General features: G+C 69.5%; 21 protein-coding genes and 1 pseudogene. 10 read left to right on the top strand and 12 right to left on the bottom strand.

Going from position 1 to position 26355, the window contains the following annotated elements:
- The first annotated feature begins 79 nt into the window (after positions 1-79).
- The 3 genes from AB0C27_RS28515 to AB0C27_RS28505 are packed head-to-tail and all read left to right on the top strand — an operon-like array spanning position 80 to position 2804.
- Entirely contained in the window at positions 80-1162 is a 1083-nt protein-coding gene (locus AB0C27_RS28515; protein ID WP_357849498.1) for an LLM class flavin-dependent oxidoreductase, read from the top strand.
- Positions 1159-1836, top strand: coding sequence for an NADPH-dependent F420 reductase (locus AB0C27_RS28510; protein WP_357849495.1), 678 nt, complete (start codon positions 1159-1161; stop codon positions 1834-1836). Before AB0C27_RS28515 ends, AB0C27_RS28510 begins: the two co-directional genes overlap by 4 nt.
- The gene (locus AB0C27_RS28505; RefSeq protein WP_357849492.1) at positions 1833-2804 is read left to right on the top strand and encodes a pirin family protein; all 972 of its coding nucleotides are present in this window, start codon (positions 1833-1835) and stop codon (positions 2802-2804) included. Before AB0C27_RS28510 ends, AB0C27_RS28505 begins: the two co-directional genes overlap by 4 nt.
- 363 nt (positions 2805-3167) lie before the next feature.
- Here the strand turns inward: AB0C27_RS28505 and AB0C27_RS28500 are convergent, their stop codons facing one another.
- From AB0C27_RS28500 to AB0C27_RS28485, 4 genes and pseudogenes are all read right to left on the bottom strand, one after another.
- Complete coding sequence (locus AB0C27_RS28500) at positions 3168-3683, bottom strand: hypothetical protein (protein ID WP_357849489.1); 516 nt, start codon at positions 3681-3683, stop codon at positions 3168-3170.
- A gap of 64 nt (positions 3684-3747) precedes the next feature.
- The gene (locus AB0C27_RS28495; protein WP_357850279.1) at positions 3748-5832 is read right to left on the bottom strand and encodes a cellulosome protein; all 2085 of its coding nucleotides are present in this window, start codon (positions 5830-5832) and stop codon (positions 3748-3750) included.
- A 601-nt stretch (positions 5833-6433) separates the two neighbouring features.
- Positions 6434-7018, bottom strand: a pseudogene (locus AB0C27_RS28490) (LamG domain-containing protein); the annotation flags it as partial.
- Positions 7019-7601: 583 nt separating this feature from the next.
- On the bottom strand, positions 7602-8618 hold the full coding sequence (locus AB0C27_RS28485) for a LacI family DNA-binding transcriptional regulator (RefSeq protein ID WP_357849486.1): 1017 nt from the start codon (positions 8616-8618) through the stop codon (positions 7602-7604).
- Between the two features lie 244 nt (positions 8619-8862).
- Here AB0C27_RS28485 and AB0C27_RS28480 point away from each other — a divergent pair, with 244 nt between their 5' ends.
- From AB0C27_RS28480 to AB0C27_RS28450, 7 genes are all read left to right on the top strand, one after another.
- A complete protein-coding gene (locus AB0C27_RS28480) occupies positions 8863-10140 on the top strand; it encodes an extracellular solute-binding protein (protein WP_357849483.1) in 1278 nt (425 codons plus the stop codon).
- 4 nt (positions 10141-10144) lie between these two features.
- Complete coding sequence (locus AB0C27_RS28475) at positions 10145-11110, top strand: sugar ABC transporter permease (protein WP_357849480.1); 966 nt, start codon at positions 10145-10147, stop codon at positions 11108-11110.
- The gene (locus tag AB0C27_RS28470) at positions 11107-11913 is read left to right on the top strand and encodes a carbohydrate ABC transporter permease (protein WP_357849478.1); all 807 of its coding nucleotides are present in this window, start codon (positions 11107-11109) and stop codon (positions 11911-11913) included. Before AB0C27_RS28475 ends, AB0C27_RS28470 begins: the two co-directional genes overlap by 4 nt.
- A 17-nt stretch (positions 11914-11930) precedes the next feature.
- Positions 11931-13607: a trehalase family glycosidase gene (locus tag AB0C27_RS28465; protein WP_357849475.1), complete on the top strand. Its 1677-nt coding sequence runs from the start codon at positions 11931-11933 to the stop codon at positions 13605-13607.
- A gap of 77 nt (positions 13608-13684) precedes the next feature.
- Positions 13685-14692 (top strand): LacI family DNA-binding transcriptional regulator, encoded by a 1008-nt coding sequence (locus AB0C27_RS28460; protein ID WP_357849472.1) that lies wholly within the window; start codon positions 13685-13687, stop codon positions 14690-14692.
- Positions 14693-15022: 330 nt separating this feature from the next.
- Complete coding sequence (locus tag AB0C27_RS28455; RefSeq protein ID WP_357849469.1) at positions 15023-16027, top strand: hypothetical protein; 1005 nt, start codon at positions 15023-15025, stop codon at positions 16025-16027.
- Positions 16017-17300 carry a VCBS repeat-containing protein gene (locus tag AB0C27_RS28450; RefSeq protein ID WP_357849466.1) on the top strand — a complete coding sequence of 428 codons (1284 nt, stop codon included), beginning with the start codon at positions 16017-16019 and terminating at the stop codon, positions 17298-17300. Before AB0C27_RS28455 ends, AB0C27_RS28450 begins: the two co-directional genes overlap by 11 nt.
- 128 nt (positions 17301-17428) lie before the next feature.
- Here AB0C27_RS28450 and AB0C27_RS28445 read toward each other — a convergent pair whose 3' ends face one another.
- From AB0C27_RS28445 to AB0C27_RS28410, 8 genes are read right to left on the bottom strand one after another with little or no spacing between them, the layout of a single operon-like run.
- The gene (locus AB0C27_RS28445; protein ID WP_357849464.1) at positions 17429-17680 is read right to left on the bottom strand and encodes a hypothetical protein; all 252 of its coding nucleotides are present in this window, start codon (positions 17678-17680) and stop codon (positions 17429-17431) included.
- Positions 17677-19428 (bottom strand): ABC transporter ATP-binding protein, encoded by a 1752-nt coding sequence (locus AB0C27_RS28440; RefSeq protein ID WP_357849461.1) that lies wholly within the window; start codon positions 19426-19428, stop codon positions 17677-17679. Before AB0C27_RS28440 ends, AB0C27_RS28445 begins: the two co-directional genes overlap by 4 nt.
- Positions 19425-21185, bottom strand: coding sequence for an ABC transporter ATP-binding protein (locus AB0C27_RS28435; protein ID WP_357849458.1), 1761 nt, complete (start codon positions 21183-21185; stop codon positions 19425-19427). Before AB0C27_RS28435 ends, AB0C27_RS28440 begins: the two co-directional genes overlap by 4 nt.
- Entirely contained in the window at positions 21182-22378 is a 1197-nt protein-coding gene (locus tag AB0C27_RS28430) for an alpha/beta hydrolase-fold protein (RefSeq protein ID WP_357849455.1), read from the bottom strand. The genes AB0C27_RS28435 and AB0C27_RS28430 overlap by 4 nt, the downstream gene beginning before the upstream one ends.
- Positions 22371-23219, bottom strand: coding sequence for an ABC transporter ATP-binding protein (locus AB0C27_RS28425; protein WP_357850248.1), 849 nt, complete (start codon positions 23217-23219; stop codon positions 22371-22373). Before AB0C27_RS28425 ends, AB0C27_RS28430 begins: the two co-directional genes overlap by 8 nt.
- A gap of 2 nt (positions 23220-23221) precedes the next feature.
- Positions 23222-24280: an iron chelate uptake ABC transporter family permease subunit gene (locus AB0C27_RS28420; RefSeq protein ID WP_357849452.1), complete on the bottom strand. Its 1059-nt coding sequence runs from the start codon at positions 24278-24280 to the stop codon at positions 23222-23224.
- Positions 24277-25320, bottom strand: a complete 1044-nt coding sequence (locus AB0C27_RS28415; RefSeq protein ID WP_357849449.1) for an iron chelate uptake ABC transporter family permease subunit — start codon at positions 25318-25320, stop codon at positions 24277-24279. The genes AB0C27_RS28420 and AB0C27_RS28415 overlap by 4 nt, the downstream gene beginning before the upstream one ends.
- Positions 25317-26327: an ABC transporter substrate-binding protein gene (locus AB0C27_RS28410; protein ID WP_357849446.1), complete on the bottom strand. Its 1011-nt coding sequence runs from the start codon at positions 26325-26327 to the stop codon at positions 25317-25319. The genes AB0C27_RS28415 and AB0C27_RS28410 overlap by 4 nt, the downstream gene beginning before the upstream one ends.
- Positions 26328-26355 lie beyond the last annotated feature (28 nt).

Below are 26355 nucleotides of genomic sequence, written 5' to 3'. Positions count from 1 at the left end.
GAATTGACACGTCAGCTACATACGTTAGGGGATTGACACGTCAATCCCATCGCACGCGGATCTCCCAAGGAGCGAACCCATGACCGACAGCGCCGCCGTCCAGTTCGGTATAGACAGCTTCGGCGACCTGCCTCGCGACGATCAGGGGAAGGTCGTCTCCCATGCTCAGGCGATCCGCGCTGTCGTGGAAGAGGCGGTGCTCGCCGACCAGGTCGGCGTGGACGCCGTCAGCCTCGGTGAGCACCACCGTCCCGAGTACTCGATCTCCACTCCCGAGACGGTGCTGGCCGGCATCGCCACCAGGACCGAGCGCATCCACCTCGCCTCGGGGGTGACGGTCCTGTCCTCCGACGACCCGGTGCGCGTCTTCCAGCGTTTCGCCACGGTGGACGCGCTCTCGAACGGGCGCGCCGAGGTGATCCTGGGCCGCGGGTCGTTCACCGAGTCGTTCCCGCTGTTCGGGTACGACCTGGCTGACTACGAGATCCTCTTCGAGGAGAAGATCGACCTGTTCCACAAGTTGCTGGACGAGGGACCGGTCACCTGGGAGGGCACCACGCGCGCTGCGCTCAAGGACGCCGACGTGTTCCCCAAGACGGAGTCCGGGCGGCTGACGACCTGGGTCGGTGTGGGCGGGTCGCCCCAGTCCGTCATCCGTACCGCGCGGTACGGGTTCCGGCTCATGCTCGCGATCATCGGCGGCGCGCCCGACCGCTTCGCCCCGTACATCGACCTGTACCGGCGCGCCACGGAACAGCTGGGGACCACCGCCTACCCGGTCGGGATGCACTCGCCCGGTTTCGTCGCCGAGACCGACGAGGAGGCCAAGCGACTCTTCTGGCCCGGCTACAAGGAGATACGCGACCGCATCGGCGCCCTGCGCGGCTGGCCCCCTCTCCGGCGTGCGGAATTCGAGGCCGACGTCGAGCACGGTTCCCTCTACGTCGGTTCACCCGAGACGGTCGCGCGCAGGATGGCCCGTGCCATCCGCACCCTCGACGTCGGGCGTTTCGACCTGATCTACTCCGCCGCCGGCACCGTAGCGGCCGGCGACCGGCTACGCGCCGTCGAGCTGTACGGCACCAAGGTGATCCCGATGGTGCGCGAACTGCTGGCCGAGCAGCCCAGCACGGTGTCCGGCACGGTGGAGGCGGCCCGATGATGGGGCGCACGGCCGTACGCACGATCGGCGTCCTCGGGGCCGGCAAGGTGGGCACGGTCCTGGCCCGCCTCGCTCTCGCCGCCGGATATCGAGTACTCGTCGCGGGGTCGGGGGATCCCGCCAGGATCGCCCTCACCATCGAGGTCCTGACGCCCGGCGCCACCGCCGTCCGAGCCGTCGAGGCCGTACGGGACGCCGACGTCGTGATCCTCGCGCTCCCGCTCAGCAAGTACCGCGCGCTCCCAACCGGCGAGCTGCGCGGCAAGCTCGTCATCGACGCCATGAACCACTGGTGGGAGGTCGACGGGCCCCGCGAGCGGTTGCTCGTGCCCGGCGTCTCCTCCAGCGAGGAGGTGCGGCGCTTCCTCGACGGCGCACGCGTCGTCAAGGCCTTCAACCACATGGGGTACCACGACCTGGAGGACGAGAGCCGGCCCGCCGGCACACCGGGCCGCAAGGCGATCGCGGTCGCCGGTGACAGCGACGCCGACGTCACCGAGGTCGCGGCGCTCGTCGACGACCTGGGCTTCGACCCCTTGCCCATCGGACCCCTCGCCGAGGGCGTCCGGCTCGAGCCGGGCACCGCCGCCTTCGGCGCCAACGTCCAGGCCGCCGAGCTCCGGCTGCTGATCCAGACAACCGCGCACCGCACGATCGGGGAGTGGTCCAAGTGAGCGATCCGCGAGTGGCACAGGCGGGAAGCGCCACCGGGGTCGAGGTGCTCCCGGCCCGCGACGTGCCCCTGGGCGGACCACGGGCACTGCGGGTGCGGCGCACGATTCCCCAGCGGGCCCGGACGCTGATCGGCGCCTGGTGCTTCGCCGATCACTACGGACCGGTCGAGGTGCCGGCGGGCGGCATGGATTTGCCGCCGCATCCGCACACGGGGCTGCAGACGGTGAGCTGGCTCTTCAGCGGCACCATCGAGCACCGCGACAGCCTCGGCACCCACTCGCTCATCCGGCCAGGAGAGCTCAATCTCATGACCGGCGGCCACGGCATCGCCCACTCCGAGGTCTCCACCGCGGACACCACAGTCCTCCACGGTGTCCAGTTGTGGGTGGCCCTGCCCGACGCGGACCGGGAGGCCGGGCGTGACTTCCAGCACTACGTACCGGAGCCCGTGCGGCTGGACGGGGCCGAGCTGCGGGTCTTCCTCGGCTCACTGGAAGGCGAGACCTCTCCGGTGCGAACGTTCACACCCCTGCTGGGCGCGCAGCTCGACCTCGAGCCGTACGCCACGGTCACGCTCTCCATCGACCCCGGATTCGAGCACGGCCTGCTCGTCGATGCCGGTGACGTACGCCTGGACGGCACCGCGGTCCCCGCGGCGGAGCTCGGCTACGTGGCGCCGGGTGCCGGCACCCTGACGGTGACGAACCGCTCGGACGGCCCGGCCCGCGCCGTCCTGCTCGGTGGCCCGCCGTTCGAGGAGGAGATCGTCATGTGGTGGAACTTCGTCGTCCGCGACCACGAGGAGATCCTGCGGGCCCGCCGGGATTGGGAGGCCGCTTCCGGCCGCTTCGGAAGCGTCGAGGGCTACCACGGGCACCGCCTTCCCGCGCCGCCGGTGCCGGACGTGATCATCAAGCCACGCCGCAACCCGCCGCGCCGCACCGCCGCCGGTCCCGGCCGGGTCTGATCGCCGCGAGTCCCGGCCGGGTCTGATCGCCGCGGGTCTTGGCGGGGCCGACAGGACCTTCGCTTGAGCGTGCCCCCAGGGCACGGTGTTCGCTTGTGCGTGGAAACAGACCGTCTCGACCCAGGAGGATCTCCCGATGCCCGGACCAGCCCCCGGCCACGACCGCGCGCTTGAGCTCGCCGCACCAGGCCGACAACCTGGCCCCCGTACTGGCAGATGCCCAACATCACCACCAGCCGCGCCCCGTCATCCGCCATGCAACAAAAGCTGATCAACCTGGCTGACGAACGCATCAACCAACGCATGATCGAGCGGCCCTTATCGATACCCGCGGCCGAAAGGGGCCTCGTCCATGCCGGGCGCTCAGGAGAAGTCGTGCTGCCCCGCATGCCCGTCGAAGAGCATGCACATCAGCGGATCATCGATGCCGGCGGGATCTTCGCTTGGGTGCTCGGCCGTGCAGTAGAGCTGCGGGACCATCTCCCGGATGTGGCTGTTCCAACGGATCCATATGTTCTGGTCGGGCTGATGGGGTGTGCTCACCAGCTGAACGTGCGCCACGTGCGGGCCGACGTGGCGGGGCCGAAGCGCGCACTCGTAGAAGGTGTTGCGCTCATTGGCGCCCCCAGCCAGGAGTGCCCACTCAGGGTCGGTGAGCAGGGTGTAGTGCGCCCACTGGTCTTGCGGGGTGTGGCGTTGGAGGCCGATGGTCAGCCCGGCAGCCAGTCCGGCCGCGTCGAAGACCTGGTGGACGGCGGCGGTGACGTGCTCGGCGTCGTCGGCGCTCAGTCGCACCGCGCCGAGTCGGTCGGCCAGCGGGCCGATGTGGGTGGCGAAGTGCCGGCTGCTGACGCACAGGCAGGGGACCTGGTGGTGCATCACCAGATCCCCCGCCCGATGCGTCGCCTTGACTCTCTGAATCCAAGTCACGCGTAGGTGAAGGTCACTTGGCGATCAGGGTTACCGCGATCTTGTCCACGATGGGGGCATACGCCGAGCGCAGCAGGATGTCGGGGAAGGCGTCGGAGATGTAGGAGTCGCCGTCGAAGCTCGGCAGTTCGTGCGAGGCGAAGGCGATGGTGTTGGCTCCCCTCTTGAGCTGGACCGGGATGGTCAGCTCCCAGAAGTTGCCGGCGTGGAAGGAGTGCGGGAACCAGGCACGCTGAGGCTGGGCGCCGTTGATGGAGATCTCGGCGTGGCGGGCCAGCGGGTCGGGGTTGTAGTGGGAGGCCGGGGATTGCTCGGGGTTGGAGTAGCGGACGGTCAGCGCGTAGGTGCCGTGTTGGGGGGCGGTGACGTCGAAGGTGAGGGTGTTGGCGTTGCCGGGGCCGCCGCCGATGTCGGTGACCGCCTTGCCGCCGCCGGCCAGCGGGTAGCCGGTGATTTTCGCGTTGCCGGTGACGCGGGCCGATTCGGCTTCGTACCAGGTGGGCTTGAGAGCGCCGTCGGTGTCGGTGACGGACAGGCGGTCCAGGCGAAGCTTGCCGGATTGGCCGGTGACGGTGATCTGGTTGACGCCGCCGGACAGGACGGTCTTGATCTTGGTGTGGGCGGTGACGTCGGTGAGGCGGTGGCCGTTGACGTCGAGCCAGGCGCGGCCGCCCCCGAGGGTGTCGAGGGTGAGGGTGGATTCGCCGTCGTCGGGGGAGTAGACCCAGAAGGTGGCGCTCTGGTTCTTGCCGATCTCCGTGTGGCCGGGGCCGGAAACCTTCTTACGGGTGTAGTCGGTGCTCGCGCCCTTGAGGGTGGCGTATTCGGCCTCGTAGATCGTCTCGGCCGCGGCGGGGTTGGCGAGGGAGAGGTCGATCTTGTCAACGAGGGCGTCGCCCTTGGTGGCGCGGGCGCCGTCGAGGCTCTTGGCGGCCAGGGTGAGGGTGTGCTCGCCCTTGGTCAGCCGGACCTGGGCATCGGTGTGGTCCCACGCCAGCCAGCGGTAGCTGAGGGGAAGGCGGAGCTCCTGCTCGGCCTTGCCGTCCACGCGGAGGAAGACGTTGGTGGGGCCTTGCTCCTTGACGGCGTCGGCGGTGTTGAGGGAGTTGGCGAAGACCGACAGGTCGTAAGTGCCGTTCTTCGGGACCGAGACCTTGAAGTCGAGGGCCAGGTCGGAGCCAGTGTGGAAGCCGCCGACATTGTGGCCGCCGGAGGTGTAGTACTGACCGACGTTGGACGGCGAGCCCTGCGGCCCTTCACGCCGCCAGGGGCCTCCGGTGTGCGCCGCGTCCTCGGCTTCATATGCCGCCTGCCAGAGCTTGGACGGCGCGGCCGACGAGGTCGCGTTGCGGCCCGGCGTGAGGATGATCTGATAGGCGGAGGACTCCTTGAGCCGGGGCAGCGCCTGGCCGAAGCCGAAGGTGAGCGAGCCGTTCTTCACCCGCAGGTCGAGTTCGGCGACGACGTCGGGCTGGGGGGAGTCGCCGATCTGGCCGGTCCACGGAATCTCCTGGATCAGCACGTGCACGGTGGGTCCGAACAGCTTGGCGTCCACGTTGTCGAAGCGGATGCCGGCCTTGCCGGATGTGCCGCCGAACAGGGCTCGCGCCTGCGCCTTGGGCTTGTCCAGCGTGGCGACGCCTTGCAGGGTGTAGCTCACGCCGGGCCGCGGAGGAGTGACCTTGACGGTGTCGCCGGTCATCTGGCCGTAGGCGTTGAGCAGCCACCACTGACCGTTGCCCCGGTTGGCCTGGACGGCGGAGTCGGACAGGTTGCCGTCGATGTTCCAGTACGCGATGTCGGCGTCGACCTTCGACTCCTCGATGGCCGAGGCCCACTGGATCATCTGGCCGGGCACCGAGGTGTGGTAGTTGTGCGCGTACTCGTTGAGGTTGATCGGCAACTGTTTGCCGCCGAGGATGGCGCGCTCCCATTCGCGGTACCTGGCGACGTTGGTGCGGATGCTGGCGGGATCGCTCAACTCGTGCCAGGTGACGACCTCTGGCAGGGTGCCCGCGTCGTGGGTGTGCCGCAGGAAGTCCTGCACCTTGCCGTACAGGGCGCTGGAGTTGGGGCCGGCGATCCTGGCCTTCGGCATCTTGCCCTTGACCAGGGCGTTGACCTCGTCCCAGGCCTTGAAGTAGTGCTGCGCGTCGCTGAGCCAGTTGACGCCGTTGTAGCTGCCGCTGCCCGTCGCCGAACATGTTGCCCTCGGGCTCGTTGAACGGCACGAAGACGATGTTGTCCTGGTATTTCGGGTCGAGCTTGAGGACCTGGTCGACCTGTTTGGCGATCTTGGCCTTGAAGTCGTTCAGCCGTTCCTCGGGCGTGCTGCCCGGCCACTGGTAGGGGAAACCGCGGTAGATGTCGGTCATGTAGATGTACACGTCGCCGTTGGTGCTGTCTGCCAGCGGCTTGACCACCTCCAGGGCGTCGGCGCCCGGGTGCTGCGGCCCGTCTTGCGCCTTGGTCGAGACCGTGCGCAGGTTCATGCCTTCGAGCAGGTTGCTGGTGGGGACGCCCTCGCCGTAGACGCCGTACAGAGTGCCGGACGCGCCGCCGTGGAAGGCGCCGGTGGTGGTGGTGAGGTCGATGGTGAGGTTGTTGTCGATCGCCTTCACGGTGGCCTCGACGGCGGTGCCGTGCGCGGTGCCCTGGATGGTGAACTGGCCGGGTTTGGCGTATTGAGCGGGGTCGACGGCCTGCCAGGTGATGGGGACGCCGCGGCGGATGCCGTCGGTGAACTCCGCGTTGGCGCTCTTCGGCAGTTCCGGCGCGACCTCGGTGTAGGTGGTGACGTCGAAGGAGGTCTGGTCGATCTTCGTGATCGTGGCCAGGTGGTCGCCGGCCAGGCCGGCGACCTGCTCGGCGTTCATGGCGGCGTCGTAGACGCGGAAGTCGTCCAGTTCGCCGTCCAGGAACGGGTGCCCGCCCCAGAACGGCTTGCCGAGGAAGCCGGAGGTGGTGTTGCCGTCGGCATGCATGACCGCGGCCAGGTCGATCTCGGCCGTGGTGCTGCCGATGGCGGCGCCGTTGACGTAGTAGGTGAGGGTCTTGCCGTCGATCGTGGTGACCAGGTTGGCCCACTGGCCGGTCGGCAGTTTCTGCGCGCCGGGCACGCCCACCTCGACGTTGCCGTTGACCGGCTTGATGGACGAGCGGGTGGTGGCGTCGCCGGCGAAGGACGGGGTGACGAAGGTGGCGGTGCCGGCGTCCTTGCCGAGGTTGTAGACCCACTGGAAGTCGGGGCCGCCCGACCACTTCAGCCAGGTCGAGATCGTCATGGCCTGACGGCCGCGGAACAGCCCGTTCGGGATCGTCACGTACGGAGCGGTGCTGGAGCCGGTCGCGCCGCCGGGCAGGGACAACGCCTGGGTGCCGTCGGCGCCCTCAGCGGTGGTCGCCGCCGCCGGATTGGCCAGCGTGCCGTCCAAGCCGGAGGGGGAGCGGTCGGTGACGGTGCCGCCCGACAGGTCTCCTTCGAAGTCGTAGTGCAGGACCAGGTTCGGCGCGGCCGCCGGTAAGGCGGCTGCTGGGATGGCGGCTGCCGGGATGGTGGTCAAGGCGATCGCGGAAGCGAGGATGGCGCGCGGCATGCGCGGCCGTGCCCGCCGGGACAAGGGTTTGACCATGCGCTTTTCCCATTCGGGGAGTGCGGGAGGGGGTCGAATCGATTCGACTGGACCATAAGCGGCTCCGGGCGCAGTGGTCAAGAGCCGGAAACGCCGCCGACATGTCGCGGCCATGCGCTCGTCACTCGGGGCAAAGCGCCGTGAAGGCTCTTCGAACGTGCCGGCGTGCGCGCCACAGTCTCGAGCCCGGCCTGCGCCCTGGGCCCGTATCCAGCCGCTGTCGGGGTTCCGGCGGTCAGCCGCCTGCTCGTGCTGGGCCGGTCGTGGCCCGCAGCGAGATCGGCGGGGTGAGCAACAGGTGGCGGTGAGCGGTCGCGGGGTCGGCGATCCGCTGGATGAGCAGCTCGACGGCACGGGCGCCCATCTCGTCGGCGGGCACGTCGGCGGCGGTGAGCGGCGGGTGCAGGTTCTCGGCCCAGTGTTGTGCGGCAACGCCGGTGATGGAGAAGTCGCGAGGCACGTTCAGGCCGGCTTCGGCCAGGGCGCGGTACATGCCGGACACCGCCGCCTCGTTGATCGTGGCCACGGAGGTGAGCTCCGGATGCTCGGCGAGGAGGTGCCGCAGGCAGGACTGCCCGGCCTGGGCGTCGTCCGCGCAGCATGCCTGAACTCCGTGCAGGCCACGTTCGGCGACGGCGCGCTCGAAACCCGCCTGCGCGCGATGACCCGGCCCATAGCCGGCGGCGACCAGTTCGGCGCTGCGATTGACCAGCGCCACGTGCCGATGACCAAGGTCGGCCAGGTGATGGACACACCTGGCGATGAGGGTCTCGTAGTCGATGTCCACCCAGGACATGTCCTCGGGCCGGCTGGTGCGGCCGATGCCGACGAACGGCAGCCCGCTGTGCTGCAGCCGGGTGACGCGCTCGTCCTCCAGCCGGATCTCCATGAGGACGACGCCGTCGACGCGCCGGCCCGTGACGACGCGCTCGAAGGAGCGGTCGTGTTCGCCGCCCGAGGGGGAGAGCAGGACGTCGAGATCGGCGCGCGCGGCGGCGTCGACCACGCTGGCCACGAAGCCGAGCTGCATGTCGGTCAGCCGCTGGCCGGCGGGTGGAATGACCAGGCCGATGGTGCGGGTGCGGCCCTCTTTCAGCGCCCGGGCGGAGGCGTTGGGACGGTAGCCCAGTTCGTCGATGACCGTCTGGATGCGGCGCTTGGTCTCCTCCGATACCGGGCGTTTGCCGGTCAGCGCGTAGGAGACGGTGCTGCGTGACACGCCCGCCCGCTTGGCGATCTCTCCGATGTTCACCCGAGCCCTTTCGTTCCGCCGTGGCGACCATCGTAGGTCGAACCGGTTCATCGAGCATCCGCAGGCCCATGTGAAGGAGAGGTGTCGCCTGCCGCACATCTCCCACAACATCTCGGCAAACCATGGCCGCATCCCATTGACTCTCCCGCTGAGACGGGCCTATGTTCGGTCGAACCGATTCGGCGAATCGGTTCGACTCGGCTCGGGAACAGCCGTGCCACGTGTGTTACCGGAGGTCAGCTCAATGAGATCAGTGGCAAGGAGCCGGCGTGCGGCCGGCGCGAGTCTGACGGTCCTGGCCGTCGTCAGCGGGCTGGCCGCCTGCTCGTCATCGTCCGGTGGTGACAACGGCGGCTCGGCGACCGCGAGCCAGGCCGCCGGTGGCGGGACCTATGCGATCTGGGACCCGTATCCCCAGTACGACAAAACCTCCGACTGGGTGAAGCTGCTGGACGCATGCGGCACCGACGCGGGCGTGACAGTGCAGCGCACCGGCTACGACACCAGCGATCTGACCAACAAGGCGCTGCTCGCCGCCCAGCAGGGCAACTCGCCCGACGTGCTGATCGTGGACAACCCGGTCGTCTCGACGCTGGCCGAGGCCGGGGTGCTGACCACGACCGAGGAGAACAAGCTCGACGTGTCGGCGATCGCACCGAACCTGCTGGCCGCCGGACAGAGCGGCGGCAAGACCTACGGTGTCCCGATCGGCGCCAACACCCTGGCCCTGTACTACAACAAGGACGTGCTGAAGAGCGCGGGCGTGGACATCGCCTCGGTCAAGGACTGGGCCTCGCTGACCGCCGCGCTGGAGAAGGTGAAGGCGAAGGGCAAGAAGGGCATCACGTTCTCGGCGATCGGCACCGAGGAGGGCAGCTTCCAGTTCCTGCCCTGGTTCTGGGGCTCGGGCGCGAACCTGACCAAGCTCGACTCGCCCGAGGGCGTCTCAGCGGTGCAGCTGTGGACGGAGTGGCTGAAGAAGGGCTACGCCCCCAACTCGGTCATCAACAACACCCAGACCACCAGCTGGCAGGAGTTCGCCGGCGGCGACTACGCCTTCGCCGAGAACGGCACCTGGCAGCTCGCCAACGCCGAGAAGGCCGGCTTCGGCTACGGCATCATCCCCATCCCTGGCAAGGGCGGCGGCACCGCGCCCGCGCCGACCGGCGGCGAGTTCGTCAGTGTGCCGGTGCAGTCCGACACCGCCCGCTACACCACCTCGCAGAAGCTGGTGACCTGCCTGACCAGCGCCCGCAACTCGCTCACCACCACGACCACCCTGTCCTACGTCGCCCCCACAGAGGAGGTGCAGGCCAAGCAGGTGGCGGCCAGCGCGGACCTGCAGGTGTGGGTGGACGCGGTCAAGGCGGCCAAGGGCCGCACCAGCGACGACTTGGGCACCAAGTACCCGAAGATCTCCGAGCCGATGTGGGGCGCGGTGCAGGCGGCACTCAGCGGATCCAAGTCTCCGCAGGAGGCGATGGCGGCGGCGCAGTCGTCGGCGGCGAGCGCGATCCAGTAGCGGCATGAACCGAGTCACACAGACGCAGGCGCGTCCTGCCGCCGGCGGTTCCGTACCGGCGACGGCACGGGGTCGGCGGGCGGCACGCGCGCGATCCGGGCAGTGGGCGGCCTGGGCCTTCCTCGCCCCGGTCGTGCTGTACCTGCTGATCTTCTACGCCTACCCGCTCTATCGCAACGTCGAGCTGAGCCTGCGCAACTACACGGTCCGCTCGTTCGTCCAAGGGGACGCGCCGTTCGCCGGCTTCGACAACTACGCCAAGGTGTTCGCCGACGCCACCTTCTGGCCGGCGCTATGGCACACCGTGGTGTTCACGCTGGTGTCGCTGGCCTTCCAGTTCGCCATCGGGCTGGCGCTGGCGCTGTTCTTCACCAAGAACTTCCGCCTGTCGGCCACGCTCAGGGGCCTGTTCCTGGTGCCGTGGCTGCTGCCGCTGATCGTGTCGGCCTCAACCTGGTCATGGATGCTCAACAGCGACTCCGGCGTGGTCAACGCCGTTCTGGCCTGGCTCGGGATCGGGCCGGTCAACTGGCTGACCTCGCCGGACTGGTCGCTGTGGTCGGTCATCATCGCCAACATCTGGATCGGCATCCCGTTCAACCTGGTCGTCCTGTACAGCGGCCTGCAGGCGATCCCGGCGGCCATCTACGAGGCGGCCGCGCTGGACGGCGCCAACGGCCGGCAGCGGTTCTGGAAGGTGACGTTCCCGCTGCTGCGGCCGGTGTCGGCGATCACGCTGCTGCTCGGCCTGGTCTACACGCTCAAGGTGTTCGACATCATCTGGATCATGACTAGGGGCGGCCCGAGCGGAGCCTCCACCACGTTCGCCACCTGGTCCTACCGGCTCGGCTTCGGCAACCTCGTGCCCGCTTTCGGGCCCGGTGCCGCGGTCGGCAACCTGCTCATCGTGACGGCGCTCGCCTTCGGGTTGACCTACATCCGCACCCAGCGAAGGCAGGCCCTGGCATGAGGCAACTCAAGACCGCGATCGGGCTCGTGCTGACCGCCGTCATGCTCTTCCCGGTCTACTGGATGATCAACGTGTCGTTCACCCGCGACACCGACATGCGCAAGAGCCCGCCCCACTGGTTCCCGATCGACGGCACCCTCGACGGCTACCGGGCGGTCCTGGACCAGCAGCTGCCCTACCTGGGAGTCAGCCTCGTCGTCGGACTGGGCACCGTGGCGCTGACGCTGCTGCTCGCCGCGCCGGCCGCGTACTCGCTGGCCAAGCTGCGCCCACGTGGCGGCGGGACTCTGAGCTTCGTGCTACTGATCGCGCAGATGATCCCCGGGATCATCATGGCGATGGGCTTCTACGCCATCTTCTTGTCGACCGGCGCGCTCAACACGGTCCCGGGCCTGATCGTGGCCGACTCCACCCTGGCCGTGCCGTTCGCCGTGCTGATCCTGACCACGTTCATGTCCGGCATCCCCGAAGAGCTGCTGCAGGCCGCCCGCACCGACGGCGCCGGCGTGGTGCGCACGTTCTGGTCCATCGTGCTGCCCGTCTCCCGCAACTCGCTCATCACCGTGTCGCTGTTCGCGTTCCTGTGGGCGTGGTCGGACTTCATCTTCGCCTCCACCCTCGACCAGGGCGGCGAGCACCAGCCGATCACCCTCGGCATCTACCACTACATCGGCAACAACAACCAGGAGTGGAACGCCATCATGGCCACCGCCGTGGTCGCCTCCATCCCGGCCACCATCCTGCTCATCATCGCCCAGCGCTACGTCGCCGCCGGTGTGACCGCCGGCGCCGTCAAAGACTGAGAAGGGACCTTCACTTCATGACCGACGCCGCTTCGGGCCCGGTTTTCTCTCTGCGGGAGATCCCGTTCAGCTACCGCGGATCCTGGTTCGGCTTCTCGCCCGTAGTGGCGGAGAAGACCTACGCCCGCGACGTGCACCTGGTCTCCCACCAGAGCGGCATGCACCCGATCCTGCGGCTGATCCCCAGCGCCGAGGCCGCCATCACCGCCACCCCGCATCAGCTCACCTGGAGCCACAACGGCGGCCGCATCGACCTCGTCTACCAAGGCCCCGACACGGTACGCCTCAGAGGCCACGGTCTCGGGCTCCGCCTGGTCGCGGCCGACCCCGTGCTGACGCCGTTCAGCGGCCCGTACTTCTACCAGGATCCCGTGAACGGATCGTACGTCTTCACCGTCTACCAGACCGGACGGCGCTACCGGATCACCCTGATCACCGGACGGGCCGAGCACGTCGGCGGGCAGGCGCTCGGCACCGCCGAGCGCGGCGTCGCCCTGCCTGCCGATGAGAGGTGGGAGATCGCCGTCGAGGAGTACGAGACCGCCCGCGCCCCCTACACGAGCACGGACGGCTTCGAGCAACTGGCCAAGACGGCGCGGGCCGAGTTCGACGCCTTCACCGCGGCGATCGCACCCTGGCGCAGTGACCGCACCCCCGCCGCCGAACTGGCCTGTTACGTGCTGTGGTCCGCGACCGTCCGCCCCGCCGGATTCATCACCCGCCCGGCCGTACTCATGTCCAAGCACTGGATGGACAAAGTGTGGAGCTGGGACCACTGCTTCAACGCCATCGCCCTGGGCCAGGGCCTGCCCGGCCTGGCCTGGGACCAGTTCCGGTTGCCGTTCGACCACCAGGACGACGCCGGCGCGCTGCCCGACTCCGTCACCCACTCCGAGATCCTCTACAACTTCGTCAAGCCTCCCATTCACGGCTGGGCCCTGCGTCAGCTGCCGCCCCCCTCCGATCCGGCCGAGATCTACCGGTCGCTGGAACGCTGGACCACCTTCTGGCTCGACGCCCGCCGCACCCCCGGCCACGAGTTGCCGCACTACCAGCACGGCAACGACAGCGGCTGGGACAACGCCACCACCTTCGACCCCGAACGCGTTGTCGAGACCGCGGACCTGGCCTCCTTCCTCGTCCTGCAACTGCGCGAGCTGGCCCGCCTGGCGCCGGATCCGAACGACAGCGCCCGATGGACCGAGCGGGCCGACCGGATACGCGACGCCCTTCTCGCCGAGCTATGGGACGGCGAGCGCTTCCTCACCCGCAGCGCTCACTCGCAACGCACCTGGTCCAGCTCCAGCCTGCTCGACCTCATGCCGATCGTGCTGGGACAGGAGTTGCCGGCCCCGGTCCGCGCGGCCCTGGCCGCCCGGATCGAGCAGCACCTGACCGCCTTCGGGCCCGCCACCGAACTGCCCGCCTCCGAGCACTACCAGGACGACGGCTACTGGCGCGGCCCCATCTGGGCCCCGTCCACGATTCTCATCGAGGACGGGCTGCGCCGCGCCGGGCACACCGCCCTGGCCGACGAGGTCAGCGCCCGCTTCCGGACCTTGTGCGAGAAGTCCGGGTTCGCCGAGAACTTCGACGCCCGCACCGGCGAGGGCCTGCGGGACCGCGCCTACACTTGGACGGCTAGCGCCTACCTCATCCTCGCCGCCGCCCACGAGCGGCGGAGCAGCACATGACCACCACGTTGACAGGTTCGTCCGCCCCCGCCTAACCTGGCATCGAATCGGTTCGATGCTGGTAGCGGGGAACGGGATTGAACATCGGGGAAATCGCCAGACGAGCCGGCGTCTCACGCAGCACCGTCTCCTACGCCCTCAGCGGCAAACGAGCCGTGTCCGACCTGACGCGCCGGCGCATCCTGCGCGTCATCGAGGAGGCCGGCTACCGGCCCAACGCCAGCGCCCGAGCACTGGCCGAAGGACGCACCCGCACCATCGCCCTGGTGATCCCGCCCGCCGGCAGCCAGTTGACACCCATTCAGCTCGGCTTCGTCGCGAGCGTCGTGACGGCCGCCGGCCGTCACGAACTGGACGTGCTCCTGTCGCCCAGCGGTGGCGAGCACGACCGCTCGTTCGAGCGGATCGTCACCGGCCGCCGCGTGGACGGCGTGATCCTGATGGAGGTCCGGCTGCACGATGCCCGGGCGGCCAGGTTGCGCGAGTCCGCGATGCCGTTCGTGGCGATCGGGCACACCGCCGACGCAGAGATCTCTTCCTGGGTGGACCTGGACTACGAAGGGTTGGTCGCGAACTGCGTGCATCACCTGGCCGACCTCGGCCACCGGACGATCGCGCTGGTCAACCGGCCCGAGGAATTCCTGAACCTCGGCTACGGCCCCGCCCGGCGGGCCCTGGACGGCTTCACCGCTGCGGCGGCGGCTCGCGGATTGGCCGCGACCGCGGTGTGCTGTGCGGACGAGGCGATGGCCGGCGAGACCTGCATGCAGGACCTCCTCACCGCCCGCCCGGACCTCACCGGCCTCGTCACTGTGAACGAGGCGGCCCTTCCCGGAGTGGAACGCGCACTGCGCCGTCTCGGCCGGGCGGTACCCAGCCGATTCTCCGTCACGGGCGTGGTCGGACGGCACTGGGCGGAGGAGTTTCACCCGCCGCTCACCGCCGCCGACGTGCCGGTCGCCGAAATGGCGGACCGGGCCGTCGACCTGCTCGCCGAGCACATCTCCGCTCCGGCCGAGGCCGCACGCCACGTGCTGCTGTCGCCACCGATATCGTTGCGCGCCACCACCGCCCCTGCCGGCTGATGCGCTGGCAGTTGACCCGGTCAGTTTGCCGAACTCTCGGAGTTGCCGGAAGATCGCCCGGATGACGAGGGAGCGCCCGCTGTTCACCCGTTTGCTGACCACCGTCCCGCTTGCCGTCCTGCTTGTGGTCCTGCTTGTGGTCCTGCTTGTGGTCACTGCCTGCAGCACCCCTCCACCATCATCACCGCAGGCCCAACCCGCCGCAGACGACTGCAGCCGGGCAAGCGCGCGTGACTTCGACGCGACGGCCGCGACGACGTCGCGGTCAGCCACCGGGAAGGCAGGGGCACCGTCCACCTCCTGACGGCGGGCAAGCTCGTTCCGCTGCCCGTGCCCGTTCCCCACCGGGAGAACGGCATCTTCGGTTGGGCGCTGACCCTTGCCCACGTCAACGGCGATCGCTGCATCGATGTAGTGGTGGGCGCGCCGGGCACGGATGTCGATGGCAAGAAGAGCGCGGGTGCCGTCTTCGTCTATTACGGCGGAGCCTTCGCACCCCCGCAGCGACTCATCGCCACCAAGCCGCATGAGGGTGACCGATTCGGCTGGTCGCTGGCCGCCCACGGCGATCTGCTCGCCATCGGCAGCCCGGGCGCGGCGAAGGGCGGAGGGGTGTACCTGGCCAGGAACGGCACGCTGATCCGATCGATCAGCCAGGACCGTGAGGGCATCCCGGGCAACGGCGAAGGCCATGACTCTTTCGGCGAACGAGTGGCACTGGGACCGCTGGCATCGGGCAAGGTGGGGCTCATCGTCGCCGCACCGGGGGAGATCGATGACGGTCCCGGGCGGCAGGAGAGGGATCTGAACTACGAAGCGGGCGCGGTAACCGTGATCCACGACGTCATGGCGGCGAAGCCGGCAGCGACCCGGCTGAAGCACCCCACAGCGGTGAGCGGTGGTTTGCTGTGCGTCGGCTTCGGATCAAGCCTCGCGTACGTCCGGGGAGCCGGACTGGCCGTCGCGGGCAGAGACTGTGACCGCATCCAGTTTTACGGCCTCGATCTCCAGCCGACGCGCACGGTGCTGCGACCGCGGGGAGCCAACGTGGGCTCGGGTGCCACGTTGGCCGCATCCGAGCGCGGGCAGGTCGCCGCCCTGTGGACCAACCCCGGCGGGCTCCCCACGCTGCAGGTCCTCTCCACCGATGACAGGCTGCTGCCCAGCGACCAGTGGGAAGGGAGCTTCGGAGTGACTTTCAGCGGTGATCGGATCGTGCTCGGCTCGATCGGTGGGCCATTCGGCAACGTGGCCGTCGTCGATCCATCCACCGGCAGAACCGAGTTGATCAAAGCGCGGACCGCCTATAACTGGGGTGATCCGATTGCGGGCTGAAGCCACCGCCGCAATGCTGATCTGCGCCTTGACGGCCTGCTCGGCGCCGTCGTCCATGCCCGCACCCAGCGCGGCCCCGGCCACCCAGACCGCGGCGACCGCCTCCCAACCGGCGGTCGCCGTCACCCAGCCCGTGAAAACCGACTGTGCCAAAGCGAGCGCGCGCGACTTCGATGGCGACGGGCATGACGACATCGCCATCGGCTATACAGGCCGCGTCGGCCGGGTACACGTCCTGTCCGCGGACAAGGTCATCACCATCCCCGAACCTCCCGGGAACAGGGCCGTTGACTTCGGCCGGTCGGTGACCATGGCCAAAGTCAACGACGACGACTGCATCGACGTCATCGTTGGCGCCCCGGGCGGCACGGTCGCGGGGAAGACCGGATCCGGCGCTGTCTACATCCTGTACGGCGGAGCCGCCGCCCCACCCAGAAGGCTCGTCTCCCTCAGACCGGAAAAAGACGCGAACTTCGGCGAGTCCGTCGCCGCCCACGGCGACCTGATCGCGATCGGCGCACCGAACGAGCGACCCGGCGGAGCCGTCTACCTCGCCGAGAAGGGCTCGATCAGCCGGCGAATCACGCAGGAGACCCGCGGCGTGCCCGGTACCTCGGAACCCGACGATCACTTCGGCGAGCACCTGGCCCTCGGCCCCCTGGCACGAGGCGGCGTGGGCCTCATGGCCGGCGCCCCCAACGAACATCAGGACGGACCCGGCCGCCAGGACAGCGACGGCCTGGACGAGCCTCCCGGCGCGGTCACCGTCCTCCACGACGTGACAGCCGCAAACCTCACCGGAGTACGGCTTCCGCCGCCCACGGACAAGAACGGCAAGCCCTGCGGCAGCTTCGGCGAGAACCTGGCATACGTCCCTCATGCCGGACCGGCCGCCCTCTCGGCAGATTGCGGCCTGCTCCAGTTCTACGACCTCGACCTCGACCTCAACCTCACCCGCACAGTCGCGGCCCCGGGCCCGTCGTGGGCGGGCGCCCTGAGCGCCTCAGGCGACGGACAGGTCGCCGCCCTGTGGAACGACGACAACGATCCGGCCCTGCTCTTGCTGTCCCTCAGGGACCCGGCCAAGGACCGTCGTATCTCCGGCGACCACCTCAGGTATGCGATCGAAGGGGGGATGACGTTCAGCGGAACCCGGCTCGTGGTCGGCCTCGACTGGACCGCGGACCTGGCCATCATCGACCTCGCCACCGAAAGAGCCGAACTCGTCAAGGCCGCCACCGGCCAGCTCTCGGTCGGGTCCATCGCAGGCTGAGATGAGTGAGCTCGACGACGCTCCGATCACTGGCCGCCGACGGGAACCGGTGGCGACGCTGGCCAGGTCGACCGGGACGAGTTGTTCGATGCCGTCGAGGACCTGGGCCACATCGGCACCCAGCGGCGTCAGATCGCCAGCGCCGGCGCCGGCGCCGCGCAGCGCACCCGCTCCAGCCGGAGCCGGGCGATGTCGTCCACCTGCTGCAGCGCCCGCGTCGGCCCCTCGGCATGCGTCCACGCCCGGCCGTGCAGGAGCGTTCGGAAACAGCTTGCCGGCGTAAGTTCGCCGCCTTGCTGACCCGCCATCCCGACCGGCTCACTCAGGATGACAAGCTCCGCGGACTGCGGCGAATCCTGGCCTGGTCGCGCTGTCGTCACTGAGCGGTCTCCCAGGCCCTCCACAGCCCGGCGTACACACCACCGGCATCAACCAGTTCTTCGTGGGTGCCGGTCTCGATGATCCGGCCGTGCTCCATCACCATGATCCGGTCGCAGGTTGCCGCTTGAGAGAGACGGTGCGCGACTACGACTGCGGTGCGCCCGGCGAGGACGGCATCGGCAGCGCGGTCGAGCTGTCCGGCATTGGTGGAGCCGGCCTCGGCGGTCGCTTCGTCGAGGATCACCAGATCAGCGTCGGTGAGCAGCAGGCGGGCGAGGGCGAGCTGCTGCGCCTGTGCGTCGGTGAGCGGGTGTCCGCCGGCACCTAGCACGGTGTCCAACCGGTCGGGGAGAACATCGAGGATCGATGCGGCGCCGGTGGCTTCCAGCGCTGCGTGGAGGTCGCGGTCGGTGGCCCCGGGGGCGGCGAGGGTGAGGTTGTCGCGCAGGGTGCCCGCGAAGACGTGGACCTCCTGGGTGATCATCGCGGTACGGCTGGGGCGAGTCACCCTACCGGCCTCAGGCAGATGGGTGCCGGCGATCACGCCGGCGAGCGTGGTCTTGCCCGCCCCGGACACGCCGACGACGGCCACGCGCTGACCGGACGAGATGTCGAGGGTGATGTCGTCGAGCACCCGTGGCCCCTCGCCGTAACGGAACGAGACCTCACCGAGCTGTACGACGGTGTTCGCGGCCTGTACTGGGACATCCGACGAGCTGAACGGAATCGTGACGACCCCGATCATGCGGCTCAGCGATGCGAGGGCGGACTGGAGGGTGTCGATGACCAGCAGCAGCTGGTTGACCGGTCCGAGCAGGCGTAGCACGAGCAGCATGGCAGTGGTGGCGCCGCCGACGGTCGATGCGTTGTGGTCGATGAGGACGAAGCCGACGACGAGTACGGCGGCCAGGCTCAGGCACTCCCCGAGGTTGAGCCGGGCATTGAGCATGCTCAGCACGGTGCGCGCGCGTAGCGACTGCCCCGCGACGCGCCAGGAGTCCGTCATCACAGCCCGGTGTCGCTGCTCGGCGAGCCCGAAACCGAGCACGGTGGCGTAGCCGCGCTGGGACTCGAGGATTCGCTGGGCACGCGCGCTCATCGCCGTGCGCTCGGCGCGGTAGACCCCTGATCCGGTGCGCAGGTACCACCGCACGGCCAGCACGTAGACCGGCAGCACGACGGCGAAGGCGGCCGCGTAGGGCCATTCCAGTGCCGCGAGTCCGCCCATCGACACGACGATGGTGAAGGCGGTGACGGTGAGCACCGGGATCACGGCGGGGGCGGCGTCAGCGACCGCGGTGACGTCGTCGCTGGACCGCGAGATCAGGTCTCCGGTGCCGGCGCGTTCGACGAGGTGCTGTGGGAGCGCCATCGCCTGGCCCACGAGCTGCTCGCGCAGCGTGGCGAGGATGGAGTGGTAGACGCGGGTGGCGAGCACGATCGTCAGCGCGGTGCCCGCGGCACCGAGGATTGCCGAGAGCGCCATGACGACCGTGACCGTCAGCACTGTGGCGAGATCCGCGGTGCCGGCCTGCACGCGGTCGACGAGGAATCCGATCGCCACGGGAACGATCAGGTCGACGCCGGTGCTGACGATCCCCAGCGCCCCGGTCGCGGCGAGCTGGAGCCGGTACCCGTGGCTGAGCCGCCACACCTCCCTGACCGTCTCGCGGCCGCTCGCGACCGGCAGCCCGGGCAGCCCGGCATCGGATGCCGAGGTCTCGGGCACGGTGGAGGTGCCGCTCACCGCGCCGTCCTTGAGGGCGCGGGTAGGTCGTCAGGCAGCTCGACGACGCGGTCGCAGGTGGCGAGTAGCACCGGGGTCGAAGCGATCAGCAGCGTTGAGCGGCCTGCCCGGACACCGCGCAGCCGGCCTGCGATCGTGTGCTCGGTGACCGAGTCGACCGCGGCGGTCGGGTCGTGCAGCACGAGCACCGGCGCGTCGCTCGCCAGGGCGCGGGCGAGCGCGACCCGCTGGCGCTGGCCGCCGGAGAGCCGGTTGCCGCCCTCGCCGACCGGGACGTCGAGGTCTGCCGCGAAGTCGTCGCAAGCGGCGGCTCGCACCGCGGCGTCCACCCGCTCGGGCGTGCCCGCGATCACGGCGACGTTGTCGCGGAGGGTGCCGCTGAACAGCGTGGCGCGGTGCGGCGCCACGGTGACCCGGGAGCGGTACTCGACCGGGGACAGCTCCCGCGCCGCGATCCCGTCGAGCCGCGCCTCGACCCCTCCCTCGGCCCGCGGGTCCAGCAGCGCCTCGACGACACGGGCGGCGGTCCGGTCGTCGGCGCGCACGCCCACGAGCTCGCCGGGCTCGACCCGGATCGTCACTCCGGGCCCGGAGATGCTCGGCACGACCACGTCCAGCTTCGGCAGCGCGGTGACCTCCCGCCGGGTCGCGTCATCGGGCCCGGCCATCGACGTGGCGTCGTCCCGCAGCACGTCGAGGAGGCGCGCTGACGAGGCACGGGCGCCGGCGAGGTTGGGGATGGACGTTCTCGCGATCGCCTGGATCTGCGGCAGCAGTGCCTGGGTGAGGCCGACGGCGGTGATCAGCCCGCCGATGCTGAGCTGCCGGTCCACGGCGAACCAGCCCGCCAGCCCCATCACCGCGGCGACGAACGTGCCGCTGACCACGCCCGAGCCCACAAGGAACCTCCCCAGCAGCCCCGCGTTGCGCCTGGCGCCGCCAAGGGTTTCCTGGCTTGCCTGCCGGTACCGGCTGCTCGCCTCGGCCTCGGCACGCACCCCCTTGATCACCCGGTAGCCGGCGACCAGGTCCGTGGCCTGTCCGACCGTGGAGGCCAGCAGCTCCTGGTACTCGCGGGTGTCCCGGGAGAGCCGCTCGCTGAGCACGCCCATCGACCAGACCGCGACCGGCGCCCCCAACAGCACCGCGAGTCCGAGCAGCCAGTGCGTCGCCAGCAGCGATGCCGCGATGAATCCGATGGCCGTGATCCTCGAGACCGGGATGATCGTCAGGATCACCGCGTTGGACAGGCGCGCGACGTCGTTCGTCATCAACGAGATCACGCTGCCGTCCGGCGCACGGGCGGTGCCGCCGATCGGGTGCAGCACGCCCGTGGAGAGGGTGGCACGGAGCCGGTGCTGCAGGACCTGCACCGCATAGGCGGTCAGCCGCAGCGAGAGCCTCGCCGCCGACGTCAGCGCGGCGTAGAGGGCCACCAGCACGCCGAGCCACAGGGCCAGCTGTCCCTCATCCCCGGTCGCCAGGGCCCGGTCGATCGCGAGTCCCATCACCACCGGGACCGCGGACTCGCCCACCTGCCACACGATCGCCAGCAGCATCGCGGGAACGCTGACCCGCCTCACCGAGAAGATCACGCGCAGCAGGAACCGGCCCGGGGTGATCCCCGGCCCGGACTCGAACGGCCGGGCATCGAGCGGCTCGGCGGGAGCGAGCAGGAGCACGGGCAGCCGGCGGGTCAGCGGTCCTCGCCCCAGTCCTGCGGTGTCGGCGCCCGAGAAACGCAAGGAGTACCTCACGCCCGGCTCCGGTCCCTGCTCCTGAGCGGAAACAACCAGAGCAGGGCATCGGCGAACATTCCTCGCCACCAGGCGTAGTCGTGTCCGCCGGCGAACTCTCTGTAGAGAGTGTCGTAGCCCTTCCCGGTGAGCACGTGGTCCAGCCAGCGACTGTGGGTGTTCGAGCTCTCCAGCTCACCGACGTCGTGGAAGATGCGGATCGGTGCCGTCTCCGCGGCCAGGTAGTCGGCGATCAGTGTCGGTACGGGGGTGCGGCGCAGCAGCTCACCTGCCCCGGTGCCCCAGGTGAGGTCGGGGTGGTACCCGCACGACGGGGACTGGAGGATGGCGTTGCCGAACGTCGTCGGGTGGTGGAGCGCTGTCCAGCCGGCGCACAGACCGCCGAAGCTCTCGCCGGCCAGCGCAACGTCACCGGGGTCTCGCGAGAGCGGATACCGGTGGTGGAGCCACGGCAGCAGTTCCTGAACCAGCATCTGGGAGAACGCCGGGTTGCAGAGCAGCTCCTTGTCGCGCTGCGGCGCGGGCTGATCGACGAGGATCACCACGCAGGGTCGGACCAGTCCCTCCCGGACCAGGGCGTCACGAACGCTCGGCGCGCTGTGGTCCGGCGTCCCGTCCAGGTGGATCACGAAGGGCAGTGCGCTTTCGTCCGAGAACTCTCCCGGGGGCATCGAGACCCAGATGCGGCGTTCGTCTCCCAGAAGCTCGCTCGCCAGCGCGGCAGTTTCCACTGCCGGGGCCGGTCGCGCTTGGGCCTGATCGAGCCAGGGCAACGGCACCGCGTCGGGCAGCACTGCCACCGAGGCCCCGGAGAAGCGCTCCACCGAGCACTCCGAGAACCTCGGTGGCGGGTTGAACGGGTCCGGAACCTGTTCGCCCTCACCCGTCGGCCCACGTCGTGCGAACACATACGAGAAGCGCAGGTCGGAACGCATCCGCAGGGTGAGAAGGCGGAACGGCGTCCGCGCCGCCGAGGCGAACTCCGTGCCGATCGGGTTGAAGCCGATTCTGGGGCCGATCACCACCGAGAGGGTGACCGTCGTGTCGTCTCCGGGCTCGTCGACGAACGTCACCTCCACCTCGTCCGCGGAGATCCGCTCGACAAGCGGTGCACTCGTCTCCTGGAGATGTCGTCTGAACCTTTCCGGGCTCCACTCACCGGTCGACAGCTTCTCGACAAACGGATCAGCCATGTCTCGCGCTCTCCATGTCGGTGTTGTCAGCGGACCTCTGTCGGGTTCGTTCGCGGCCGAGCGGCACCACCTGGGGGCTGCCGGCCACCGGATCGGGCACCACCAGGCAGCGCAGACCGAACACCTCCTCGACCAGTTCGGCCGTGACGACCTCGGCCGGAGTGCCCTCGGCGACCACGGTGCCGTCCTTCATGGCGATCAGGTGGGTGCCGTAGCGGGCGGCGTGATTCAGGTCGTGCAGTACGGCGACCAGGGTGTGGCCGACATGGTGCAGGTCGGTGAACAGCTCCATCAGCTCGATCTGGTGGGTGATGTCGAGGAAGGTGGTCGGTTCGTCGAGCAGCATGATGCCGGTGTGCTGCGCGAGCGCCATCGCCACCCACACGCGCTGGCGCTGCCCGCCCGACAGCTCGTCCACCAGGCGCCCGGACAGGTCGGTGACCGAGGTCTGGTGCATCGCCCTGAGCACGGCCTGCTCGTCGCTCTCGGTCCACTGCCGGATGAACCCCTGGTGGGGGTACCGTCCCCGGGCCACCAGATCGGCGACGGTGATCCCGTCCGGGGCGATCGAGGTCTGCGGCAGCAGTCCGACCCTCCGCGCCACCTCTTTGGTCTTGTAGGAGTTGATGTCGGCGCCGTCGAGGACGACCTGCCCGGCCGACGGCTTCAGCAGCCGGGACAGGCCGCGCAGCAGGGTGGACTTGCCGCACGCGTTCGGGCCGACGATGACCGTGAACGACTCGTCGGGGATCGCCACCGAGAGGCGCTCGGAGATGACCCGCTTGTCGTAGCCGATCGTCGCCGACTCCACACGCAGGCGCGCGGTGTCGGGCGGGGTCACGCTCACAGGCGCCTCCTGGCTTCGGTGAACAGCAGATATCCGAGGTAGCCGCCGCCGAGCACGACGGTGATGATGCCGACCGGCAGCGGGGTGGGGGCGACGTGCTGGGCGAGGTAGTCCGACGCCAGGCACAGCAGCGCGCCGACGAAGGCGGCGGGGGCGAGGGTGATCCCGGCGGTGCGGGCGAGTCGGCGTCCGATCTGCGGGGCGACCAGGGAGATGAACGCGATCGGCCCCGACGCGGCCGTGACCGTCGCCGTCAGCGCCACTCCGACCAGGATCAAGGCGAGGCGTGCGGGCGAGACCCGTACCCCTTGCGAGGCGGCCGCGTCGTCCCCCAGCTCCATCTGCCGCATCGGCCGGCTCAACATCCCGGCCAGCAGCAGGAGTACGGCGATGCAGGCGCCGCCGATGACGGCCTGGTCCCAGGACACGCCGTTGAGCGACCCGGCACCCCACGCGGCCGCGGACATCGCCTGGTCCAGGTCGGCCTTGAGGATCAGCCAGGTGTTGAGCGACCCGAGCATGGCCGAGACGCCGATGCCGACGATGATCAGCCGGAACCCCTGCACCCTTCGCCGGTGGGCGAGCACGTACACGGCCACGGCGGTGGCTATCCCGCCCAGCAACGCCCCGCCGACCAACTGCGCGTAGGTGCCGTTGACGACCAGGATCACGATCAGCGCGCCGGTGTAGGAGCCTTGGGAGAACCCGATGACGCCGGGGTCGGCGAGAGGGTTGCGCAACAGTGACTGGAAGACCGCCCCGCTCACCCCCAGAGCCGCGCCGAACACCAGTGCCGCGGCCACCCGGGGCAGCCGCCACTCGACCACGATGTCGTGGACGATGGCGGTCTCCCGGCCGGTCAGCGCGGAGAGCACCTGCCCGGGGCTCAACTGGTACGAGCCGGTCATCAGCGCGAGCACCGCCGTACCGGCGACCGCGACCGCGAGCACCGCGCAGACGACGACCGAGCGCCACTGGAGCCGTACCGCGATCCGCCGGCGCCGCAGCACCAGCACCCGCCGCCCGAAGTCCACCCGCGGAATGTGCGTGCTCATAGTCCGCTCGCCTTCTTCCGCCGCACCAGCGCGACGAGAACGGGAGCGCCGACGAAGGCGGTGACGACACCCACGGGGATCTCGCTGGGTCTCATCACGATGCGGCCGAGGATGTCGGAGACCAGCAGCAGGCTCGGGGCGAGCAGGATGCTGTAGGCGAAGATCCAGCGTTGGTGCGGGCCGACGATCCAGCGGGCCACGTGCGGCACCATGAGTCCGACGAATGCGATGGGTCCGGCGATCGCGGTGGCGCCACCGGCGAGCAGGGTGAGGGCGATCACCGCGAGCACACGGGTGCGTACCAACCGGACCCCTTGGGCGACCGCCAGCTCGTCACCCAGAGCCAGGGCGTTGAGCGGGCCCGACACCGCGAAGGCCAGGATGAGTGCCACCGCGAAGAACGGCAGGATCGGCCATACGACCTCGGGCGGGCGACCCACGATCGACCCGGCGTTCCAGAACCGCATCGCGTCGAAGGCGTCCGGGTTGGTCAATTGGAGCGCCTCCCTGGCGCCGCCGAGCACGGCGCCGACGCAGACCCCGGCGAGCACCATGAACACCGGCGAGGAACCCTGCCGGGTCGACCCGAGAGCGAGCACCAGGAGCGTGACGATCAGTGCCCCCGCGAACGCGAACCACATGTAGCCCTGGGCGTCGCGGACGCCGAGCACGCCCACGGCGACCGTCACCGCGAAGGACGCGCCGGCGTGGACGCCGAGGACACCCGGATCGGCCAGGGGATTGCGGGTGAGGGCCTGAATCAACGCGCCCGACAAACCGAGTGCGACGCCGACGACCAGACCCACGATCGTGCGCGGCAGCCGGAAGTCGCGGATCGCGAACTGGTCGATGTCGGCCGAGGAGTGGAACAGCGCGTCCCACACCACTGACGGCGCGATCGCCGTCGACCCGATCATGACATTCAGCACCAGCAGGACCACCAGCACCACCAGCGCGACGACCAGGCCGAACAGACGACGACGCGGTCCGGGTACCGTCTCGGAGCCCGGACTGTCCTGCCGCAGGGCGAGGGCTGTCACTTCTCGGCTGGGAGGGTCGCCAGTGCGCTGTCGAGCGAGTCCAGGTACCGGATGACGGGCCCGTAGGAGTTGTTGCCGGGGCAGAAGACCCCCAGCGCACGACCGGAGCTCACGGCAGGCAGCGCCTTCCAGGTGTTGGTCTCGATCACCGGCACGAAGGGCTCTGTCGGCCGGCCCTCGGCGTCGACGGGGTAGGTGATCACGTCGTACGTGGACAGCTTTGCGATCTGCTCGAACGGCAAGGACTCGTAGGCCAAGGGGTCCCTGCCCTCGGCCGCCTCGGGGAGGTCCAGGCCGACGTCGTCGCGGGCGATCTCGGAGCAACCGATGTCCGCGATGTAGAACGTTCCGGGATCGCTCCAGTCGCCGCGGGAGACGTCGACGAACGAGGTGTCGTCGATGATCTTGCCGTAGGTCGCCTGAATCTTGGCGACCTTGTCCTTGAACTCCGCCTTCTGCCGGCTGAGCGCATCCGCGACGTTGCCGGCCTCCGCGATGGCGTCGGCGAAGGCTTTCCACTCGGTGTCGAGCCCCCAGAGCACGGTCGGGGCGATCGCCTCGAGCCGCTTGCCGACCTTGTCCCAGTCGCTCGAGTGGAACTGGACCAGGATGAGGTCCGGCTTGAGGCCGGCGAGCTTCTCGAGGTCCACCTCACCGCCGTTGCTGCCGATGATCTCGGCTGCCTCGTAAACGGTCCTCTGTTCTTCCGGCAGCACGCCCAGCTCGGAGTCGGATGCCTCGGTGACGCCCACTGGCTTGCCGCCCAGATCGATGAAGGGGAGGTTCGTGTTGCCGATCGTGACGACCCGCTGGGGGTTGACGGGAACCTTGATGGTGCCGTTCTCGGCCTTGACGCTGCGGGTCTCGGCGGCCTTGACGCTGGAGGTCTCCGCGGCCTTGACGCCGGTGTCGTCGCCGTCACCGCCGCAGGCGGTGAGGACGAGCGACGCGCTCATCAGCGCGGCGGCAAGGGCGGCGCCGCGCCTCCTCAGGGGGATGTTGCTCATGGGTGGTCTCTTCTTTCACTTCTTCTCG

This window comes from Nonomuraea sp. NPDC048882, from assembly GCF_040649755.1.
In the GTDB taxonomy this organism is placed as follows: domain Bacteria; phylum Actinomycetota; class Actinomycetes; order Streptosporangiales; family Streptosporangiaceae; genus Nonomuraea; species Nonomuraea maheshkhaliensis.
This window is presented reverse-complemented; position numbering and strand designations above follow the sequence as displayed.